The 23,148-nt window shown below is 31.2% G+C and carries 15 protein-coding genes; 11 read left to right on the top strand and 4 right to left on the bottom strand.

Annotation, left to right across the window (positions count from 1 at the left end):
• Window positions 1-404: 404 nt before the first annotated feature.
• Together pta and ERCISPPA3004_RS00555 are read right to left on the bottom strand one after the other, a co-directional pair.
• Window positions 405-2,558 (bottom strand): phosphate acetyltransferase, encoded by a 2,154-nt coding sequence (gene pta, locus ERCISPPA3004_RS00550; RefSeq protein WP_157990199.1) that lies wholly within the window; start codon window positions 2,556-2,558, stop codon window positions 405-407.
• 321 nt (window positions 2,559-2,879) lie between these two features.
• Window positions 2,880-4,082: an acetate kinase gene (locus ERCISPPA3004_RS00555; RefSeq protein ID WP_157990200.1), complete on the bottom strand. Its 1,203-nt coding sequence runs from the start codon at window positions 4,080-4,082 to the stop codon at window positions 2,880-2,882.
• A gap of 957 nt (window positions 4,083-5,039) precedes the next feature.
• Between ERCISPPA3004_RS00555 and mutY the strand changes: the two genes are divergently transcribed.
• From mutY to rnt, 4 genes are all read left to right on the top strand, one after another.
• On the top strand, window positions 5,040-6,128 hold the full coding sequence (mutY, locus tag ERCISPPA3004_RS00560; RefSeq protein WP_157990664.1) for an A/G-specific adenine glycosylase: 1,089 nt from the start codon (window positions 5,040-5,042) through the stop codon (window positions 6,126-6,128).
• Window positions 6,125-6,406 (top strand): oxidative damage protection protein, encoded by a 282-nt coding sequence (locus ERCISPPA3004_RS00565; RefSeq protein WP_157990201.1) that lies wholly within the window; start codon window positions 6,125-6,127, stop codon window positions 6,404-6,406. Before mutY ends, ERCISPPA3004_RS00565 begins: the two co-directional genes overlap by 4 nt.
• 39 nt (window positions 6,407-6,445) lie before the next feature.
• The gene (gene mltC, locus ERCISPPA3004_RS00570; RefSeq protein WP_232037590.1) at window positions 6,446-7,537 is read left to right on the top strand and encodes a membrane-bound lytic murein transglycosylase MltC; all 1,092 of its coding nucleotides are present in this window, start codon (window positions 6,446-6,448) and stop codon (window positions 7,535-7,537) included.
• Window positions 7,538-8,761: 1,224 nt separating this feature from the next.
• The gene (gene rnt, locus ERCISPPA3004_RS00575; protein WP_157990203.1) at window positions 8,762-9,412 is read left to right on the top strand and encodes a ribonuclease T; all 651 of its coding nucleotides are present in this window, start codon (window positions 8,762-8,764) and stop codon (window positions 9,410-9,412) included.
• A gap of 1,138 nt (window positions 9,413-10,550) precedes the next feature.
• On the opposite strand, the gene ERCISPPA3004_RS00580 is transcribed toward rnt, so the two are convergent.
• A complete protein-coding gene (locus tag ERCISPPA3004_RS00580; RefSeq protein WP_157990204.1) occupies window positions 10,551-11,261 on the bottom strand; it encodes a TerC family protein in 711 nt (236 codons plus the stop codon).
• 728 nt (window positions 11,262-11,989) lie between these two features.
• On the opposite strand from ERCISPPA3004_RS00580, the gene trmB reads away from it, so the two are divergent.
• The 7 genes from trmB to pheT all read left to right on the top strand — a co-directional run bounded on the left by trmB (window position 11,990) and on the right by pheT (window position 20,934).
• Complete coding sequence (gene trmB, locus ERCISPPA3004_RS00585) at window positions 11,990-12,709, top strand: tRNA (guanosine(46)-N7)-methyltransferase TrmB (protein WP_157990205.1); 720 nt, start codon at window positions 11,990-11,992, stop codon at window positions 12,707-12,709.
• A 390-nt stretch (window positions 12,710-13,099) separates the two neighbouring features.
• A complete protein-coding gene (gene thrS, locus ERCISPPA3004_RS00590) occupies window positions 13,100-15,019 on the top strand; it encodes a threonine--tRNA ligase (protein WP_157990206.1) in 1,920 nt (639 codons plus the stop codon).
• A gap of 17 nt (window positions 15,020-15,036) precedes the next feature.
• Complete coding sequence (gene infC / locus ERCISPPA3004_RS00595) at window positions 15,037-15,585, top strand: translation initiation factor IF-3 (protein ID WP_157990665.1); 549 nt, start codon at window positions 15,037-15,039, stop codon at window positions 15,583-15,585.
• A 103-nt stretch (window positions 15,586-15,688) separates the two neighbouring features.
• A complete protein-coding gene (gene rpmI, locus ERCISPPA3004_RS00600) occupies window positions 15,689-15,886 on the top strand; it encodes a 50S ribosomal protein L35 (protein WP_157990666.1) in 198 nt (65 codons plus the stop codon).
• 90 nt (window positions 15,887-15,976) lie between these two features.
• Window positions 15,977-16,339, top strand: coding sequence for a 50S ribosomal protein L20 (rplT, locus tag ERCISPPA3004_RS00605; RefSeq protein ID WP_157990207.1), 363 nt, complete (start codon window positions 15,977-15,979; stop codon window positions 16,337-16,339).
• A 1,203-nt stretch (window positions 16,340-17,542) separates the two neighbouring features.
• On the top strand, window positions 17,543-18,526 hold the full coding sequence (gene pheS / locus ERCISPPA3004_RS00610; protein ID WP_157990208.1) for a phenylalanine--tRNA ligase subunit alpha: 984 nt from the start codon (window positions 17,543-17,545) through the stop codon (window positions 18,524-18,526).
• Window positions 18,527-18,540: 14 nt separating this feature from the next.
• Window positions 18,541-20,934: a phenylalanine--tRNA ligase subunit beta gene (gene pheT, locus ERCISPPA3004_RS00615; RefSeq protein ID WP_157990209.1), complete on the top strand. Its 2,394-nt coding sequence runs from the start codon at window positions 18,541-18,543 to the stop codon at window positions 20,932-20,934.
• 682 nt (window positions 20,935-21,616) lie between these two features.
• Here pheT and gltX read toward each other — a convergent pair.
• Window positions 21,617-23,038: a glutamate--tRNA ligase gene (gene gltX, locus ERCISPPA3004_RS00620; protein ID WP_157990210.1), complete on the bottom strand. Its 1,422-nt coding sequence runs from the start codon at window positions 23,036-23,038 to the stop codon at window positions 21,617-21,619.
• Window positions 23,039-23,148: the final 110 nt, after the last annotated feature.

Below are 23,148 nucleotides of genomic sequence, written 5' to 3' on the forward strand. Positions count from 1 at the left end.
TGTGTATATAATATAAGCAATTTTGATTAATAAATTGTTTAATTTTTAAAAAGTGATAAGAACTTTTTATAGAAAAATCTGTTATCAAAGAAGTGTATGTTTTTATGTTGCAATTTTTCAACAAAAAGCTAAAATAACGACTTTCATAATAGTATTATGAAAAAAGATTTAATATGTTATTTTAACAAAAATAACGATTTCATTACATCGAATTAAAAGAGTCAGGTTACTCTGATCTTTTATATTTTGTGTATATTAAGCTTTGATTTAATATGATTAATATCATATATATTTCTTCTTTAATAGGTTATTGTGCCCTGAATAGCAAATTTAATAAAATTGAGATATTTATCATGCTTGACTTAAAGCTGAATCTGTTCTGAAGATGCCTTTAATTCATAACATTAATAGGATTTTGATGCTTGCACTACTGTAAGGGCAATAGTATACAAAATATCCTCCACTAAAGCACTACGTGATAGATCGTTTACTGGTTTACTTAAACCTTGTAACATGGGCCCAATAGCATTAATATTTGTTGCGTGTTGTACTGCTTTGTAGGTAGTGTTACCAGTATTGAGATCTGGAAAAATAAATACAGTTGCTTGACCGGCAACTACTGAGTTAGGGGCTTTAGATTGTGCTACATTAGGAATAATAGCGGCATCATATTGCAGAGGGCCATCTATCAATAGATCTGGTCGTTTTCTTTTAACAATATGCGTAGCCTCCATTACTTTTTCTACGCTATTTCCGGATCCTGAGTTACCAGTGGAATAAGAAATCATAGCTATACGTGGCTCAATTCCAAATGCCATTGCTGAATGTGCAGATTGTATAGCAATTTCGGCAAGCTCTTCTGGATTAGGATTTCGGTTAATAGCACAATCACCATACACTAATACTTGTTTAGGTAAAAGCATAAAAAATACAGAAGATACCAGTAGATTATTCGGTGCTTTTTTTATCAGTTGTAATGCAGGTCGAATAGTATTAGCGGTAGTATTTATTGACCCTGATACTAAACCATCTACTTCATTCCGCTCAAGCATCATGGTTCCAAGTACGACATTATCTTTTAGCTGATGATTCGCAAATTGTGTAGTCATGCCTTGTATTTGGCGTAGTTCTACAAGACGTTCTACATATTGTTCACGTATTGTTTCTGGATTTATGATTTGAATTCGTGCACTGAGTTCAATGCCTAACTGAGATGCTATGCATTTAATATTTTTTGGATTACCTAATAGTACACAGTCCGAAATATTTCTCTCAACAAACATAGTAGCGGCTTGAATAATGCGAGGTTCTTCCCCTTCTGGAAGCAGAATACGTTTCTTAAATTTGCGAGATAGTTGAATGAGCTGATACCTGAATTCTGCTGCAGATAATTGATATTTATTTATGATAGGTTTATTTAAAATAGACTGATGCAAAGAGCTAATCCATTTCGTAGAAATATGACTAGCTATATATGTCTGTATGCGCTCAATATTCTTAATATCATTACTGGATACCTCTAGTATAAATTTGTCTAGACTCGAGACTATTTGCTGAACGTTCATGGCAACCTGGAATATTGCTAGTTCAGTTTGAAATGCTATTTCACATAATTTCAACATAGCTGTATTCATAGAATAACTGTCGGTTAATAGGACGCCTGCGATGTATATATTATTTAATGCGGCCAGGCAGGTTGCTAATAGCATATCCAATCGATGAGAGGGGATTATTAGTAATGCGCCTGGTTGAAATATCTCAAGCATATCCTCTAAAGGATTTATACAAAAAACTACTGATGTGACGCGCCTAATCTTACCTTGATGAATTGGCGAGGCATGTAAATAACGAAAGAGATCAATAGAAGGGGGAGCGATGATTTCCAAGCTCCATGGTATATATCCTAGCAGTGGAAGTAATGTTTCATCGATAAGATTTTGGGTGTCGAGATTAAACAGAAAGGGTTCGTGAACATTATTAATTGTCGTTAATTTTGTAGAAGATGGATCGTTAATACTTATTTGATTATTATCAATACTATTTAAAATAATGCCTATAATATTTTTATTTTTATTACTATTAAAGCTATTTGATATTAGCGTTAGGCGTTCTGTTAGTTGCGAAAAAGAATTATTATTTGCCGTGCCAACAAAGATAATTTCAGCATTTAATATTTGAGCAATTTTAGTGTTTAACATGAAAATATATGGGTTTTTTTGTGATGGCGTTAGACCTTGTACTAAAATAACATCATATTTATTTATATTTTTTTTATAGTTGATAAAGATTTCTTCCATCAAAATATCAACTTGACTTGACAGAATGCGCTTAAGAGCATGGTGTGCAGATATAGCAGAATCTACTAGATCAATGCTGACTAGATTAGTATTGATATCAATCTTAGTAGTAGTTGGATTCTTATGATCACATGTTTGAGCAATGGGTGTAAAAAGACCGCTACGTATTTTGGAATGTTTTACAGCCAACAAAACACCCCTAAGAATATTACTAAAATCCATGCATGTATCTATAGGAATAAACATAATAGTACGTGCCATAATAGTTTCCCCCTTTAGTTCTCTGGATAACGTATCGATATATATAGTAATTTATATTGTTATATTATTTGTGATAGAGAGCATTCTTTTGGTTGATTGCTTTACAAATAGGCTGTAACTAAAAATGACCATTATTTCTGTATTTTGTAAATGAGATATTTAAGTTTGTGGTTCTTTTATCGTGTGATAATAATATATTATACTGGATATAATGAGTGAATATTTCACTATTTGCTTATAATGTTTATTATATAATATAATGTATTATTTATACTATTTTAATAGTATAAATATATTTAACTTTTAATCTTAATAGTAAAATCATGTTGTTAACAATATTGCATCTCTAGCAATCATTAATTCTTCTTTGGTTGGTAAAACAAGAACTAAAAGACTATCATTTTTATTAATAAACCCAGATCGACCGAAACGAGTGACTAAATTACGATCACGGTCTACCCTAACACCTAATAGATGTAATTTATTTAGTGTTAATTCACGAACCAGATAAGAATTTTCTCCGATACCGCCAGTAAAAATAATCGCATCTAATCGTCCATCCATCACTGCGGTATAAGATGCAATATATTTTGCAAGTCTATGACAGTAAACATCCATAGCACGTTTTGCATTGGTTTTAGATGAATAGTTATCCTCTAGATAACGGCAATCATTAGTAACTTCGGTAAGACCTAACAAGCCAGATTGGTGGGTTAGCATGTGATTAATGGCATCTATGCTCATGCCTAGCTTTTTATGTAAAAAAAATATGATAGCAGGATCAATATCACCACTACGACTCCCCATAACTAGACCTTCAAGTGGAGTGAGCCCCATGGAAGTATCTACACATTGACCTTTAAGAATAGCCGCAATGGAGCTACCATTACCTAGATGACACGTAATAATATGCAGTTCTTTCACTGATTTTTTTAAAAATTTAGCCGCTTCTTGCATTACATAATCATGACTAGTGCCATGCGCCCCATAACGACGTATACCATATTTTTCGTATAACTTATAAGGTAATGCATAGAGATAAGATGATTCTGGCATTGTTTGATGGAATGCAGTATCAAATACAGCAACATTTTTATGAGATAAGTTTGGGAAGTTTTTTAGCATTTCAGTAATACCAAGTATGTTTGCTGGGTTATGTAGTGGCGCAAACGATGATAATTGCTGAAGTTCTCGAAGAAATTGTTCATCAATAATTACGGAACGTGTAAATTTTGGGCCACCGTGTACAACACGGTGGCCAATAGTATAAATTCGCTCTACGAGTTGAGACTGTGATTTTAAAATAGTATTTATTAGAAAGTGCAAGACTTCCTTATGTTCTTTTTTGTTTCCTAGATGTTGTGTTTTTGTAACATTATTTAATGTCCAGTGAATGCATGTATCCGACAGGTATAAGCATTCAGCTAAACCATATAAGTGCTTATCGCCATTTTTAGGGTCAATAATAGAAAATTTTAAGGAAGAACTCCCGCAATTAAGAACTAGAACTAATTTGTTAGGCATGCTGAGGCCTTTATAATTATAAGTAACATGATCTAAGAAAATTACTATATTTTGTTGTAAATTGATATATTTATTTATTTTTAATCCAAAGATTATTGACCTTATGGTTTTGGATGGGTGATGTCATGGTAATGTTATTTATTAGTTGATTTTTATATGTTATTAATAGAGACATTATAGATAGATATAAGCAGGAGTAGAAAATTAATGATTTTTACAAAATGTATATAGTAATATATGATATGTGATCAGAAATGTTCTTATTTTTAAGAACAATCGAGATATTTATACTTAATAATCCAAGAAAAGTATATAAACTAGGTGCTTATTTTTCTTTAGTAAAAGTATAGAATAGCTATAGAAAATCTTGATGATTGTCATTGCTTGACTGACCTTTATCACCGCTTGAGTGTTTTCAAAAAAAAGATAAAAACAAGCTTTATAATATATGTTATTTTTATAAATCGTTATAAGTTATTAGTAAGCAATGTATTGTTTGGATAAGTTTTAATAAACTTGACAATGTTGAGTACTGAAGAAAGATATTTTTTATAATAATTGATAACTAACTAATTAGGAGAGAGAATACACGTAAATTTTATGAGGGCGCGATCTTGATATAAGGCTTTTCATGGTTAAGTGATTATCGTGAAAATAAAAATATTAAGAATAAAATTATTGAAAGTTTTATAAAATTATTTTTAATTTTACCTTAAATTCGTTTTTACTGTATGTAAAAATATTAAATATGGTTAAAGTTATGTGCCTATAGTTAAGTCTACTGGAGAGATTATCTAATTAAATAAGATTGAGTGTATGACGTAAAGCATAAGATTTTAATATTTATCATTACTAAGTGTAGATCTTAATTAATCTTGGTACATTCAATAGCGATATATTTATATCTTTATTTAGTGTTGTTGCTTAATATAAAATGCGATAGAGATAGATATAATGATGCAGGCATCGTTTTTTGCACAACGAGTTCTAAATTGGTACTATGACCACGGTCGTCATAACTTGCCATGGCAGATAGATACAACGCCTTATACAGTTTGGTTGTCTGAGGTTATGTTACAGCAGACTTCAGTAACTGCGGTTATACCTTATTTTAAACGCTTTAGAGTTCGCTTTCCTACTATAAACGATTTAGCAAATGGGTCATTAGATGAGGTTTTATACTTTTGGTCTGGTCTTGGCTATTATGCACGTGCGCGTAATTTATATAAAACAGCTACAATAATAGCTGAACAGTACGCTGGTATTTTTCCAACTACTATTGTAGAGATAATGGCTTTACCTGGTATTGGGCGTTCTACTGCTGGCGCTATTCTTTCCCTAGCATTAGGACAGCGCGCTTGCATTTTAGATGGAAACGTTAAGAGAGTTCTCTGTCGTTATTATGGTATATCTCGTGGCTCTTTAAAAGCAAAATTAAATAAATATTTGTGGCGCATAAGTGAAATAGTAACTCCAGTACAAAATTTTGGACAATTTAATCAGGGTATGATGGATCTTGGGGCGGTTATTTGCACTCCATCTAATCCAAAGTGTGCAATGTGTCCCTTACATGCTGATTGCTACGCTAAAAAATATAATGGTTCGGAATCTTTTCCTGGTAAGGAACTTAGGAAGACAATGACTAAACGTACTAATTGGTTATTACTTATACAACACGGGGAGGAGATATGGTTAGATAAGAGGCCAATACATGGTTTATGGGGTGGGTTATTTTCATTTCCTCAGTATAAATCTATAGCTACACTTAATCTAGCCATTAATTATAAGAAGCTAGATATATATCCAATGCACCAGATGGATACGACTCGACATATTTTTAGTCATTTTTATCTTGACGCCATACCTATATGGATTAAATTGCCTTCTTCTTATACGCCAGTAAATTATGGAAAAGGTTGCTGGTATAACTTATATAAGCCTCCTTGTGTGGGTCTTCCCTCATTGGTGATTTGTTTACTAAATAAATTACGTTTGATACAGAATCTATACAATAGCAAGAAGATTATAAGTAAGGATCAATTATGAGTCGCATGATTTTTTGTACATTTTTGCAGCGTAACGCCTTAGGTCAGGATTATCAGTTGTATCCTGGTAATATAGGTTGGCGCATTTTTAATGAGATATCTGTAGAAGCATGGAGGCAATGGATGGATAGACAAACCATAATTATTAATGAAAGAAAATTGAGCATGCTCGACATAAAACACCGACAAGTCATCGAAAAAGAAATGATTGCATTTTTATTCAAAACACGCAAGATTAATATCGCTGCAGAGTATGGTTCTCGAACAGAAGAATCGTAGGCGTTTCATACGAAAAATGTTTTATATATGGATAGATCCTTGTATTTTAAAAAAAATTTTTTTTATATTGGTGTTTTTTCATTATCAATATTATTGATATCTTGCTCACAGAAAACAGATCAGGATTTATATAGGGGGTTAATTAAGGATACTAATGGTTTCGATATTTTAATGGAACAATTTTCCAATAATATTGAAATCCTTTGGGGAAGAAGTGAGGTAGTTATTCCTGGGCCGAAGGATTATATAAAGTATAGTGATCAAAACCACACTCGAAGTTATATTAACTTTGAGGCCGGTAGAATTACTTTATCAACTATTGTACATCGTAACCCTATCTCTTGTTTGCGGAGAGCTATTGTTAATCTTCTCCTCATGAGTAAAGATTCTTGTGATGTCAATCTTTCTTTCATAGGAAAGACATCGAAAGAGCATCAAGAGCCACTTCTTTATGGGCAAGTTTTAGATAATACCGGAAAACCAATCAATAACCAAAAAATAGCAACGATGTATGCTGATTATTTGATACAAACTAAACGAGAGCATCGATATTCTAATTTGCATGTGATTTGGTCGGTGACCATTCCTATGGTATCCAATCATATCGATCAACGAGCACATAAATATTTACCTATGGTGCAAAAAATGGCACAACGTTATGGTGTGTCTAAATCCCTAATTTTAGCTATTATTAATATTGAATCTAGTTTTAATCCATATGCTGTTAGTCATTCGAATGCATTAGGTTTAATGCAAATTGTGCAGAATACAGCAGGGTTAGATGTTTTTCGAATGCACGGAAAAACTGGTCAACCAAGTCGGAGATATCTATTAGATCCAGAAAATAACATCGATACTGGAGCGGCTTATCTATCTTTATTACAGAAAAATTATCTGTCTGCTATTAAAAATCCTATCTCGAGATTGTATGCAGTAATCACTGCATATCACAGTGGTTCTGGGAGTGTTCTTCGAGTTTTTTCTAGCAACAAAAATCGTGCGATTTATATTATAAATGCACTTCCTCCATCTGAAGTGTATCACATACTTATCAACAAACATCCTACAGCTGAATCACGACGATATTTGTATAAGGTATATCATGCACAAAAATCTTATAATCTTTATTAATTCCAGTTGTTTATTCATTATTATGAATATATTATATAAATAATTGATATTATCAACTATGTTAATCAATTGTATTGAATATAAATATTTAATATTTATTTAACTTTAACTTGAATAGACATAAGTTTTAATATTTTAAGTTTGATAATAAATTGCTTTTTATGTAATTTTTAAATTTTATTCGAATGAAATCGAATGATATTATAATAATAATTTATTAAATCTTGTGTTATTATTATTAGTATTGTTATATTAGTAATAATTTTTTAACTTTATCTGCGTAATATAGAGATAAATAAATAATTACTAATATTTTATTAAATAAGATTTATATATCTAGAATTAATATTCTAGATATATAAATCTTATAAAACTATATACTATCATAGTCTAAAAAGACTAAACAGATTTGATATAAATAAAACTAATATTTATTACATACATTTATAGTATGGAGGGTATTCTATTAAAAAATATATTTAATGTTAGCTATATTGGGTTAAATGTAGTTTAAGCTACGAATAAAAATTAATTAGAACACATACTTATGTTACTGTAATTTCTAGACAAGTTTACTAGAATCTACAGGATAAAATTTTTAGTAATCATAGATTATAAAAGTATTTACATTTTATTTTTAATTAATGTATCTTTATTATCAGCTCTAAGTAAAATCTGGCGTATAATATTAAATTATAGGTTTAGTCTTTAATTGAATCTAATAAAAACTAAATGTACTGAAAAACTTTGTTAATATAAATATATGTATAGACTTATTTAGATGTATCATAGGTATCATCAAATAGTATGTCAAGATTTTTGAAGATCGTTTAATCTATTTATTAGGATACGACACATAGAGGCATATGATCTATAATATTGGTATCATAAATCACAGTAAAATAGCACTTGATTTGCTAAGTGTATAATAAGATTATATCTTATATTTAAAAAAATAGTGATTTTTGCTGCTATCTTTAGTTAAAAATATCTTAATGTAAGCTTTAGATTTAATATTATTATTATAATTACAGCGCATCACTTGTTTTTATATTATCACAATAAACTCACAGGGTTTGCGTAATAAACTAAAATTAGATGTTAGATGTAATTTGTATTATTGAATTTATATTAGACAAGGTACTTTGAGCTATATAAAATATAACGATATAAAATAGTAAAGCTTCTATAATTCTCACTGATTTTTTGTAAATGAGATAACCAATGCATGATTTAAATGCGCCACATGCTATGTTAAGTAGTCGTTTCCGTGGTTTTTATCCAGTAGTTATTGATGTAGAGACTGCAGGTTTTGATCCCAGGACTAACGCTTTATTAGAAATCGCCGTGATTACACTCAAAATGGATCATTATGGCTGGCTTGGAAAGGATGATATATTGCATTTTCATGTTAAACCATTTCCAGGGTTAACGATTCATCCTGAAGCGTTAGTATTTAATGGTATTGATCCAGAAAATCCTCTGCGTGGTGCAGTTCCTGAATCAGAGGCATTGCATGCTATTTTTAAACTTGTTCGAAAAGGAATGGCAAAGAGTGGCTGCAATCGAGCCGTGGTTGTAGCTCATAATGCTATATTTGATTTAAATTTTATAAATGCTGCAATCCAACGCGCTAGTTTAAAACGAAATCCTTTTCATCCTTTTGTGACCTTTGATACTGCAGCTTTAAGCGGGTTAGTTCTTGGTCAAACTGTTCTAGCAAAAGCGTGTAATATAGCTGGTATACCATTTGATAATGCACAAGCACATTCAGCGTTATATGATACGATGCAGACTGCAAATTTATTTTGTGAGCTTGTAAATCGCTGGAAGCGTCTTGGCGGTTGGCCGATTACGTCAGTGATAGCATTGTAAATCTTACTTTATAATTTTTTGTCGCTTTTATAGTACTGCTTAGGTTGTTATTGTTATTAATTTTCCTATAAGTAATTATATTTTTTGAAAAACATTCACAAAAATAAAGTATATCTTTTTATAATCTACTATTTTAAAGTATTTAGAGCTTATGCCAGAGATAAGTGAAAAGAATCTTTAAATAAATTATAGAAAATTTTCTGTTAAAAATAATCGAATATCTGGTTAAGATATTTACTACTAGATCATTATATGCATTTTCGAAATGCAGATTTTTATTTTTAATAGTGTGCTCTTATTTATAGAAGCGTTCTCTCATTTGATAAAGATAATTTTTGTTTTATGCTGATCATTAAGAAATTGTTATATTTTTAGATGATTATATATAAGTAAAAAATAGAAAATAATATAAATCTTAGATGTTATCTATGTCAAAAATAGTGTTTAGTGATTAGTTTTTTATTGGTCTTGAAATTATCAAAATGGACTGATAAATACTTATGTAATATCTTTTCTTATATGAAGAATTCTTATTATTCTCGTATAAATATTATCAAAATGTTTCTATGTTAGGTTCGCGCGATGTAATTTAAAATTAATTAGACGTTCTATTTTTTTAATGTTTTGAATGTTTACAATACTTGAATATTATTATAAAGTTTATTTAATATGAAGAAAATAATAACTTATTATGAAAACAGTAAGTGTTATTATGTTAGCCATTTAAGGATTTATTGTGTATTGATACTAATATATTCATGTCGTTTAACTATGTAATTCAGGTTTAAATTATTGTAAGTTTATGCCAAAAAATTATTTTTTAGTTAAATTTTCATAAATTTTCATAAGTTAAATTTATTATATATGCTATAATGATATATTATATATACAACTTTAAATACTATACAGATAGTATATTTTTATCCTAAAGTTAGGAATATAACTATTTATATTAAGCAATCATGAATCTTTTTTAATATAAAATATAAATAGTTGTAATGTTAGTTATTTATAATAATATGGCAATATTAATCACTCTATTTATAATGGTTAATATCAGATTAAGCCTTATTAAAATATTTTTTAACATTTTTTGCAAGAGCGTTCTAAAAATTATTCAGTTAGAAAATTTTTTGTTTTAATAGGTTTGTTTTTTATTTTGCAAAATTCTTATAATTTCTATTGATGTTGAAAAAAATATGGCAAAATAAATATAATTTTTATCAAAATAAATTTCAAAACCTTCTAATATCAACGTAATGCCAATTAGAATGAGAGAAGTAAGTGCTAAAATTTTTATTGAGGGATTATCCTGAATATACTGGCTAATTATCTTTGAAAATAACATCATTATTATAGCAGAAATAACTACAGCTATCATCATTATTATTAGATCATTAGATAAACCAATTGCAGTTATAATTGAGTCTAAGCTAAAAATCATATCTAGAAGGATAATTTGTATTATTGTCCATGTGAGGTGAGATGCATAAGTTTTTTTCGATAATATTAAATTTTTCATGTTTTTGTAAAGTTCAACACTAGAGTTAAAGACTAGAAAACACCCTCCGAATAATAATATAATTGCATGTATCGAAAAATGATGATCCATTACGGTACATGCTTGATTGGTTAGGTGTATTGTCCAAGTCATAGACGCTAGTAGTGCGAGCCTTGTCAGCATAGCTATAGACATGCCTATGCAACGAGCGGTGTGTTGCTGATTTTCAGGTAATTTTTCAACTATTAGCAATAGAAACAGAATATTATCAATCCCAAGAATAATTTCAAGGAGCGTTAACGTAGCAAGAGTTAACCATGTGTTAGGATCAGTAATCCAGTCATACATTGTTTAGGTTTCCTAAAACTAGAGCGTTAAATTTAACATACATGTGATAGAGAGTTGCTCTATAATAATAGGAATAAAAATATACCCTAATATAGTGCACATTAATTATAGAAGCTTAATTAAATAATACGATATAAGATGCAGATCTTATATAACTAATGGTTTAAATTCAGGTAATAAATAAAAGCTTGGATAAAATTTTAATTAAATCGATTTTATCTTACCTATAGAATAAGGTCATGGTATTAATACTAATTAATACAGAATAAATAATTTTAGAATAAAAACTGTCTTGAGGTAAGTCTGGCAATAGTTCTCTTTTTCTAGAGAGACTCTCTTTATAAAAATGTCACTGATAAAATCATTTTTGAAAAATAATTTTTAGGTAGTGCATTCATGACATAAATATGTAAATATATAATATTTCAGTTAATAAGACTGCTTATTTAGTTTTTAAGCAAGATAAAAATATGTTATAGATACAATATATCGTTATCGGTACGTGATATGTAATATATTGTTGATAATATAATGTTTGGTTTTTTAATATTATTATTTTATCAGATTTTCCTGGGTATCTGTAGTGTTATGAGTTTTTAAGATGATATCTAAAATATGTAGTATAAATTTGGATTATAATTTGATGCTATATTATAAGATAGTCGATCATATAAAGGAATTTTCGTGTTATCTAATTGACTTTATAGTTCACGCTTAGAGTAAAAATTATGACAAATCATCTTGTTGCACAAGAGCACTATAAAAAATATTATCCTACGCATCGGGTACTTAGTTTTGTTAGCAGAAACAGGCATTACACTAAGGGTCAAAAACTAGCTTTAGAGCAATTATTGCCACAGATAGGTGTTGAATATCAGTTAAAACCAGTGGAATTTTACGATATATTTGGATGTGATGCGCCAGTAGTATTGGAGATTGGTTTTGGTATGGGTTCTTCTCTGATAGATATGGCTAAAAGTAACTCTAAAAAAAATTTTTTAGGTATTGAGGTTTATAGACCAGGCGTTGGAGCTTGTTTAATAAGAGCTCGCGCAGAGTGTGTTACCAATCTTCGTTTGATATGTCATGATGCCGTAGCGGTTCTCGAGACCATGGTATCCTCAAAGACTTTGGATACGGTGCAGCTCTTTTTTCCAGACCCATGGCAAAAAAGACGCCATAATAAGCGGCGCATTGTTCAGATTTCTTTTGCTAAATTAGTACTCACAAAGTTGAAATTGGGTGGTGTATTTCATATAGCAACTGACTGTAAATCTTACGCTGATCATATGTTGATGGTTATTAATAGTATATATGGTTATAAAAATCGGTCTGATAATGGGGATTGGATACAGCGCCCAGCATTTAGGCCATATACTAAATTTGAGAAAAAAGGGGAACAATTGGGACATAAGGTATGGGACTTAATGTTTGAACGAGTCATTTAATGGCCATATCGTAGATTGCGTTACCTTTAGTTTTGAGACAATCAGCATAGTTTCACAAAGTTGTGGATATGCGCGGAAAATAAAGAGATTAAGATATAACTTGGCAACTGAGTTCTTATAGAAGATCGGCGTTGCGTATCTATAATATTATCTCATGAGACAAATAAAATCGCCAAAATATTATGAGTATGATCATTAAAAATGATTTTGATTGTATCTTAATCAGATGAAGACTAATAAAATCTGTCGCAGTCGCATTATATTTATTGTATTTATTAGTAGAAAAACTATAGTGGGTCACTATAATAATTATCTAACGTTAATATCTAATAGTTGTGATTTGTGATATTGTAATCAATAGTGACATTATGATTTAATTAAGGATGTTTCATGCCTTTTATTACTATTTCTAACGGAAAAAAAAACCTATTTAATACACCTGTTAGATTAATAGATATCGTTGAGGCTATGCAGCCAGAATTAGCCAAAGAATGTATTGCTGGACGTGTCAATAATAATATGATTGATATGTTTGATCATGTTTCATCAGATTCATCAATAATTTTTATTACAGAAAAAGATCCGGATGGTCTTAAAATTATTCGTCATTCTTGCTCGCATTTATTAGGGCATGCACTAAAACAACTTTGGCCAAGCGCTAAAATGGCTATTGGACCAGTTATTGAAAATGGCTTCTATTATGATGTAGATGTTGATCATCGATTGACAGAGGAAGACATGAGGCGTCTTGAAGAACGCATGCATCAGCTAGCTGAAACAAATTATGATGTAATAAAGAAAAGTGTTTGTTGGCAAGAAGCGTATAATATTTTTAGTAAACGCAATGAAAGCTATAAAATATCTATTTTAGATGAGAACATTAGCCAAGAAGCGAATTTGAATTTATATTATCATCAAGAATATATTGATATGTGTCGTGGTCCGCATGTTCCTAATATACGATTTTGTCATCATTTTGCGTTACAGAAAATTTCTGGTGCATATTGGAGAAGTAATAGTGATAATAAAATGCTACAACGTATTTATGGTACTGCATGGGTCAATAAAACACAACTAATAACTTATCTTATTTCTTTAAAAGATGCAGAAAAACGAGATCATCGTAAAATTGGTAAACAACTGAATTTATATCACATTCAAGAAGAGTCGCCAGGTATGGTGTTTTGGCATCATGATGGTTGGGTAATTTTTCGTGAATTAGAAAAATTTGTACGCAGTAGGTTAAAAAAGTATGATTATCAAGAAGTAAAAGGTCCTGTGGTGATGGATCGGGAGTTATGGGAGAAAACGGGTCATTGGGATAATTACAGAGACTTAATGTTTACTACATCTTCTGAGAATCGTGAATACTGCATTAAGCCAATGAATTGTCCTGGGCATGTTCAGATCTTTAAGCAGGGTTTAAAATCTTATCGAGATCTACCTTTGCGCATGGCCGAATTTGGCGGTTGTCATCGTAATGAGCCATCCGGTTCTTTACATGGATTAATGCGAGTGCGTGGTTTTACGCAGGATGATGCTCATATTTTTTGTATGGAAGAGCAGGTTCGTAGTGAGGTTAGTGATTGTATAGAAATGCTATATGATATGTATAGTATTTTTGGTTTTAAAAAAATTTCAGTAAAATTATCAACACGACCAGAAAAATTAATTGGCAGTTACTCTTTATGGGATCGATCTGAGTTTGATTTAGTATCTGTGTTAAAAGAAAAAAAAATTGCATTTGAGTATCAACCAGGAGAAGGTGCTTTTTATGGCCCTAAAATTGAATTTACATTGCATGATTGTCTAGACAGGTCATGGCAATGTGGTACTATTCAATTAGATTTTGCATTGCCAACACGTCTCAATGCATCATATATAGGAAAGAACAATGAACGTCGGGCTCCAGTCATGATTCATCGCGCGATACTAGGGTCTATAGAGCGATTTATAGGAATATTAACTGAAGAATATTCTGGATTTTTTCCTGTATGGTTGGCGCCATTACAAGTTGTAATTATGAGTATCACTCGAGATCAATCTAAATATGTCACAGAACTAACAGGTAGATTGAAAGATATTGATATTCGAGTTAAATCAGATTTAAGAAACGAGAAAATTAGTTTAAAAATTCGTGAACATACTTTGCGTCGCGTCCCTTATCTTTTAATTTGTGGCGATAAAGAGGCAAAAGAAGGAACAATATCTGTTCGTACTCGACGTGGAAAGAATTTAGGTTGTTTGGATTTTCATAGTTGGGCCTTACAACTAAAAGATAATATTCGCAGACAAAATAATCTGCATTAAAATTGGAGGAGCATAGTATTAAAGGTGGAAAACGCGTTCAACCAGTGCGCCCGAATCGTATTAACTGGGATATTCGTGCTACTTCAGTCCGGCTGACAGGTATCGATGGTGAGCAGATTGGTATTATTAGCTTAAGCGAAGCTTTAGAGAAAGCGCAATTAGCTGGTGTAGATCTTGTTGAAATTAGTCCTAATGCTGAACCGCCAGTCTGTCGTATTATGAACTATGGAAAGTTTCTTTATGAAAAGAACAAATCGTATAAGGAACAGAAGAAAAAGCAGAAAGTTATCCAAATTAAGGAAATAAAATTCCGTCCTGGTACTGATGATGGAGACTATCAAGTTAAACTGCGTAGTTTAATTCGATTCTTAGAAGATGGGAATAAAACTAAAATTACCCTTTGTTTTCGTGGTCGTGAAATGGCACATCAGCAACTTGGAATGGCAGTTATCCATCGTGTCAGAAAAGATTTGTGTGAAGACATAAATCTAGCTACTGTTGAATCTTTTCCTGTAAAGATAGAGGGTAGACAAATGATTATGGTTCTTTCTCCCAAGAAAAAATAATAGGATAATAGAAAGATAAGCTGTTATACTAAGTATTTTTATGTATATGATGCTTAGTGCTCTATTTAATTGCCTCGGGAATCAAATGAAATGGAAATTGTGGATGCCTAAGATAAAGACAATACGTAGCGCAGCTAAGCGCTTTAAAAAGACCGCCTCTGGTAGATTTAAGCATAAACATGCTAATTTGCGTCATATTTTGACTAAAAAATCTACTAAGCGTAAGCGTCACTTACGCCCCATAACAATGGTTTCGAAAAATGATCTTAACTTAGTTATTGCTTGCTTGCCGTACTCTTAAATATTAAATAACTTTTAGGTCATTTTTCTTAATTATTTTATGTGCAGGAGAATGGAATAAAATAAAATAGATACTTCACAGGAGAGCTAAATGGCTCGTGTAAAACGTGGTGTAATTTCTCGCGCGCGTCACAAGAAAATCTTAAATCAAGCTAAAGGCTACTATGGTGCGCGTTCACGGGTTTATCGTGTCGCATGTCAAGCTGTTATTAAATCTGGGCAATATGCTTACCGTGATCGTCGTCAACGCAAACGTCAGTTTCGTCGATTATGGATTGCACGTATTAATGCTGCGGCTCGTATTAATGGTATGTCGTATAGTTTTTTTGTTCAGGGCTTAAAAAAAGCTTCCATTGCTATTGATCGAAAGATGTTAGCTGATATAGCTGTATTTGACAAAGTAATATTTTCTCAGTTGGTAGAAAAAGCAAAAGAATCTATAACATCATCTTAAGATTAAAGTAAAAATATATTACACAGCGCTCAAAGTCTTATTTTAAAAGATTTAATCATTAAAAGATAATGTGATATAGGCAGAGTTATTTTAAAAGACGAGTAGCATTTGAGCGCGAATGATCTATATAGGTTTTGTGTAAAGTATATTAGAGGCAGTACATATTTATATTATAGTTCTATCTAATATTTTTTTATTTATATTTTAAAGAGACTTTGCTATGAAATAGATTATTTTTAATATGTCAAAGTTTAGAAAGATATTTATGTCTAGTATATTTGATATTAGAGTTTGGCAATGGTTTTTATGGCGTCATCAGAGAAAATAAATTTCCAAATTAAATTTGAATCATCGCGTTAGTCGCCTCTCACAATATATATAACATTTAATTTTAATAGGTTCTGAATGTTACTATGATTTTATGAAGAACTATTATTGTTTATGACTCTTCTCTCTTATTTTTTATTCTTTTATCAACACCTAATTATTGGTTTGTTACTGTACACTTTCGATTTATAATGCATTATTTATAACATCAGGATAATTTATATTTTTATATTTAATTTACAGGCATTGTGTAATTTATTTAAATCAATAAAGTAGCTTGATGTACTTATATTAATGTGTACTTATATTAATGTGTACTTATATTTCCTTTATGCTAAGTAGAATGGAGAAGATATAGGAAAATTTTTAACCTATATGCGTATTACTTTTAGACAGTCTAGATTATAGGTGTATATCTTAAGCCTTGATATATCAAAATTTTCTCACATGGGTTTACGATGCTTAAAAAAATTAAATAATTTGTTTCTTTTATTTTTTAGAAGATTGAAATGCTTTGATAGAAGATAACAAATAATAATTATTATTATAAACCAGGATGGCTCAGATAGCAATGACATATTATTTAGTATGCTGATATAAAAGTAATGACTATATTATTAGGTTTGAGAATATCATGATGTGTTTTGGTTTAAGGATGTAGCATAGAATACCTGAGAATTAGATATCCTATATTAGATCTGTTCGTTGTTATTTTTCCTATATAACCCAGATATATTTTCATAATATTAAAAGTACATTAGTGATTATGACCATAAGAAATGCATTAAAATAACATATTTTATTATTTTTGCTCTAAAATGAGAAAATTGATCTTTTAGTGTAGAGCATCTATTATGACTAATTTAGAAGGGTGGCATGACATATATTTCAGATCTAGTGATAAAGGCAGAAATAGAAATAAGTAATGCTAAAGATTTTTCTTCACTAGATAATGTACGAGTTAAATATTTAGGCAAGCATGGATATCTTACGCTTAAAGCCGCAACTTTGCGTGAGCTTCTTATAGAAGAGCGATTATCATTGGGCCTAGAAATAAATGATGCTAAACAGTTTGTGCAACATGCATTAAATATTCGGAAAAAAACTCTAGAATCTCAAATGCTTAATGCACGTCTAGCAAAAGAAATTATTGATATTTCATTACCTGGTCGAAGAAGAGAGCAAGGTTGTTTGCATCCTATCATGCGTACTATAAATCGTATGGAAGATTTTTTTTGTAAAATGGGGTTTTCAGTGGTTACAGGGCCAGAAATTGAAGATGAATATCATAATTTTGATGCATTGAATATACCCAAGCATCATCCAGCACGAAATGATCATGATACCTTTTGGTTTGATGCGACGCGATTATTACGCACTCAGACCTCTGTAGTTCAAGTGCGGGCTATGAAAAATCAACAACCACCAATTCGTATTATTGCACCGGGCCGTGTATATCGCAATGATCATGATCAAACACACTCTCCTATGTTTCATCAGATGGAAGGTTTTCTTATTGATCGTGAGATTAGTTTTGCTAATCTGAAAGGAACTCTATTAGATTTTCTCAAAAATTTTTTTCAATATGATATACAAATACGTTTTCGCCCATCTTATTTCCCCTTTACAGAGCCATCTGCTGAAATTGACGTGATGACTCAAGATGGAAAATGGCTAGAAGTTCTAGGATGTGGAATGATCCACCCTAATGTTATGATCACTATGGATGTTGACCCTCTAATTTACTCTGGATTTGCATTTGGTATAGGAATCGAGCGTTTAGCTATGTTGTGTTACAGTATTAGTGATATTCGTGTTTTTTTTGAAAATGACTTGCGTTTTCTTAAACAATTTAAATAAAGAGAGAACAATAAATGAAAATTAGCGAGCTCTGGTTGAGAGAGTGGGTAAATCCTGCCATAAATAGCCTAGAACTTTGCAATAAACTGGCTATGGCTGGCTTAGAGGTAAATAATATAGAGCCAGTTGCTCCTGATTTTCATAGTGTTTTAATCGGTGAGGTGACTAAATGTGTGCAGCATCCACGATCTAATAAATTATATATAACAACGGTAAGCATAGGTGCTAAGAGTTTATTAAGCATTATTTGTAGTGCCAGTAACTGTCGTCAAGGGTTAAAGGTCGCTGTTGCACCAGTAGGTGCAGTTTTACCTGGTAATGATATTGTTCAAAAAATTAAATTACAAGGAGAGACCTCGGAAGGTATATTATGCTCCTTCCCTAATTTAGGTATACCTATCAAAAAAGAGGGTATTATAGAGTTACCTTTAAACGCCACTGTTGGAACAGATCTACGTCAGTACCTTCAATTAGAAGATAATATTCTGGATATTGCTATCACACCGAATCGTGCAGATTGCTTGAGTATCATTGGGATCGCACGTGATATTTCTGTTGCGAGTAGAACGCCGTTATATGAATTGAAGGTTGCGCCAACATTTTCTACCGTTTCAGATGTAATTTCAATTCATGTTAATACACCTGAAGATTGTCCGCGTTATCTTGCTAGGATAATAAAAGAAGTAAATATCCAGACTAATACGCCTTTGTGGATGCAGGAAAAATTACGTCGCTGTGGTCTGAATTCTTTAAATCCAGTTCTTGATATTACTAATTATGTATTACTCGAACTTGGTCAACCGGTTAACGTTTTTGATCTTCACGCAATTAACGGTGGTCTTAATGTGCGTTATGCTAAAGAAGAGGACTGTTCAGTTTTTCTTGAAAAGAAAAAAGTTAGATTAGATAGTAATACTTTGGTTATAGCAGATGAAGACAAGATAATAGCCATGGCAGGTATTACTATTAGTAAAGATGCTAGTGTTACAATAAGAACAAAGAGCATAATTCTTGAATCTGCGTTTTTTAGGCCATTATCTATCGTTGGGCGTGCACGTCGTTATGGATTGCATAGTGATACTGCCTATCGTTTTGAGCGAGGTGTGGATTTTAATCTGCAATATAAAGCTATTGAACGCGCAACAAATTTGTTATTAAAAATATGTGGTGGCTCTGCTGGTCCAGTAATTAATATTACTCATTATTCCGCATTACCTTCATCTAAAATTATTACGCTATATCGTAAAAATTTAGATCGTTTAATTGGTTATTGCATACCTAATGAAACAGTTACCGATATTTTAGAACGATTAGGATTTAAAATACTGACTAGAAAAGATTACAGTCAGTGGAAAGTTGTTGTTCCAAGCTGGCGTTTTGATATTAGTATTGAGGTTGATTTAGTAAGAGAGGTTATACGAATTTATGGATACAGTCAAATCCCTAATATACCAGTTCAAGCAAATTTAATGATTGATACGTATTGCAAAAGAGATTTTCCGTTACAACGAGTCAAAGCGTTACTTATTGATAAGGGGTATCAGGAAGCAATTACTTATAGTTTTGTTGATCCAAAAATTCAATCAATACTTCACCCACATCAAGAAAGTTTAAGATTGCTCCGGCCAGTGTCAAGGGACATGTCGGTAATGCGATTATCGTTATTGAGTGGTTTATTGGGGGCAGTATTGTATAATCAGAATCGTCAACAGTTACGCATCAGACTATTTGAAAGCGGCCTTCGCTTTGTTCCGGACATAAGCTCGCCATATGGTATTCGTCAAGAGTTAATGTTGTCAGCTGTTATTAGTGGCAATCGATATAGCGAACACTGGGATTTAGTGAGATCCGAGGTTGATTTTTATGATTTAAAGGGGGACTTAGAGTCTATTTTTGATATGCTGCATAAGCTACATCAGATAAAGTTTATTAGAGAACCTTATCCTGCATTTCATCCTGGTCAATGCGCGACGATGTATATTAATGTGGATTATATTGGATGCATTGGAGTTTTGCATCCAGAAATAGAGCGCAATCTGGGTATTAAAGGTCGAACAATAGTTTTTGAGTTGATATGGAATAAAATTTCTGATTATACTGTACCGCGTGTTTTGCCTGTATCTCGTTTTCCAGCCAATCGTCGAGATATTTCCGTAATTGTAGCAGAATATATATCAGCAGGAGATGTGCTTGAAGAATGCAAGAAAGTTAGAGATAAATATATCACAGGTGTTCATTTATTTGATGTATATCGTGGAAACAATGTTGCTTCGGGTTGTAAAAGTCTTACAATTAGTATTACTGTGCAGGCATTTACCAGAACTCTTGAAGATCATGAAATTTCTAATGCTATTGAAAAATGCACGGAAGCCCTAAAAAATCGATTTTGTGCAAAATTGAGGATGTAATATTATAGTTGAGTGAAAATTTATAATTTAGTGTTATCATTTCTTATTAATGCAGATAGCAATAAAAAAAGATTGTAGTATATGATGTTTTGAGAAAAATATGTAATTATGTGTCATATGTTAGATAAGTGAATCAATTTATTTTGCGAATTTTATATTAGTTAGCAATGCTAGAAATTTAAAAATGAAAAAATTATCAAGCATGTTTCTGCTGTAGCTTAATGAATTTTTTTTATTTAGCAGGGCAGAAATATAAAGATATATCAAAATTATATAAAATACACATAGGTAACTAATCTTGTGAAAATGAGTATGACGCAATAATTTATTACTTAGGTATAATGTTTATTATTATTTTTAGTGATCTAAATAGCATTTTTTCGCATTTTTAAAGATGAAGTAGCATTTTTTAAGTAAATTTTATTTTTAAAGTGTTTTCATGTATAGATTATATCTAGTGATGGTCATAATAGTGATGTTAAGCTCTAGAATTTAGCGAATAAAAATAACTTAGCACTGGTTTTGTGATTTATCAGAATTAAAGCCTATAAGAAAGATAAAATCTCTTAACATAATTAATCATGAGCGCAACTTATCTCGCATAGATAATATTGAATTTTAAGTTATTCATAAATAAAAATAATATTTTCGTAGAATCGATAAATATTTTTATGCACATACTTTATAAAGATTTATGTTTCTGGATGTATGATAATGCTTCATCAATACGCAATACACAGAGTTTTTGACCAATAGTGTAAAGAGTAATATCTAGCGCAGGAGATTCTGGTGATCCAGTGATTGCAATACGTACTGGCATCCCTATAGTACGTATACCACCAATGAGTTTATTAGACGCTCTATTAATAGCATTTCGTACTTCTATGGGTGTCCAATAGATTATTGAAGCTAATTCAGTACGCATAACTTCTAGTGATTTTTGAGATATGCTCGCTTGATTATGAAAATATTTTTTAGCTGCACCTGCGTGATATTCTTTTAATGTTTCATAGAAATAACGACAAGTAGATGCCATTTCTTTTAATGTATTACAGCGATTACCGAATAATGTTACTATCTCTTCTAGTTTTGGTCCGTGTTTTGTATTAATGTTTTCAGATTGCATCTGCCATTGAAGATGAGTTGTGATATATTTTTTAGGGAGATTATTAATGTAGTGTTGATTAAGCCACTGTAATTTTGTAATATTCATAGTACTAGGAGATTTGCTTAATCCGTCTAATGTAAATAGCTTTTTCATCTCATTTAGGTTTAATATTTCACGGTTCCCGAAAGACCATCCAAGGCGAACTAAATAATTTAGTAATGCTTCAGGTAAATATCCTTCATTGCGATACTGCATTATTTTTAAAGCGCCATTTCTCTTAGATAATTTTTTACCATTAACGTCTAATATCATGGATACATGTGCATAGATAGGAATAGTGGCACCAATGGCTTTAAAGATGTTTATTTGACGTGGTGTATTATTTATGTGCTCTACCCCACGAATAATATGAGTGATATTCATGTCTGAGTCATCAATTACTACACAAAAATTATAGGTTGGAGAGCCATCACTTCGACAAATAATAAGATCATCTAGTTCTTGATTTTTGAATTCGATACGACCATAAATTCTATCATCAAAGATTACAGAGCCTTCTTTTGGGTTCTTAAAACGTACTACATATTTCTTATGATCTATGGGTTTTTTGTTATTATCGCGACAACAACCATCGTACTGTGGTTTTTTTCCAATGGCCATCTGATTCTCACGTAGTGCGTCTAGTCGTTCTCTTGAGCAATAACATTTATATGCGGTACGATCTTTTAACATTTGATTAATAATTTCATGATAACGATTTAAGCGTTTTGTTTGATAATATGGCCCTTCATCCCAATCAAGATTAAGCCAACGCAAATCTTCTATGATAGCAGCGCTACTACTTTTATTAGATCTTTGCAAGTCAGTATCTTCCATACGCAATACGAATTTACCTTTGTGGGAACGAGCAAATAACCATGAATATAGAGCAGTACGAGCACCACCAAGATGCAGGTCCCCTGTTGGGCTAGGAGAAAATCGAGTTTTAATCTTCATGAATTGATACCTGCTATAATTAAAATATATTGTTAATAAAATAGAATTTATAAAGAGATGCTATCACATCTTTGCATTAGTACTTAGGTAGTTTTGGTGTAATATAGTTA

This window comes from Candidatus Erwinia haradaeae, from assembly GCF_900698995.1.
GTDB classification, from domain to species: Bacteria; Pseudomonadota; Gammaproteobacteria; order Enterobacterales; family Enterobacteriaceae; genus Erwinia_E; species Erwinia_E haradaeae_C.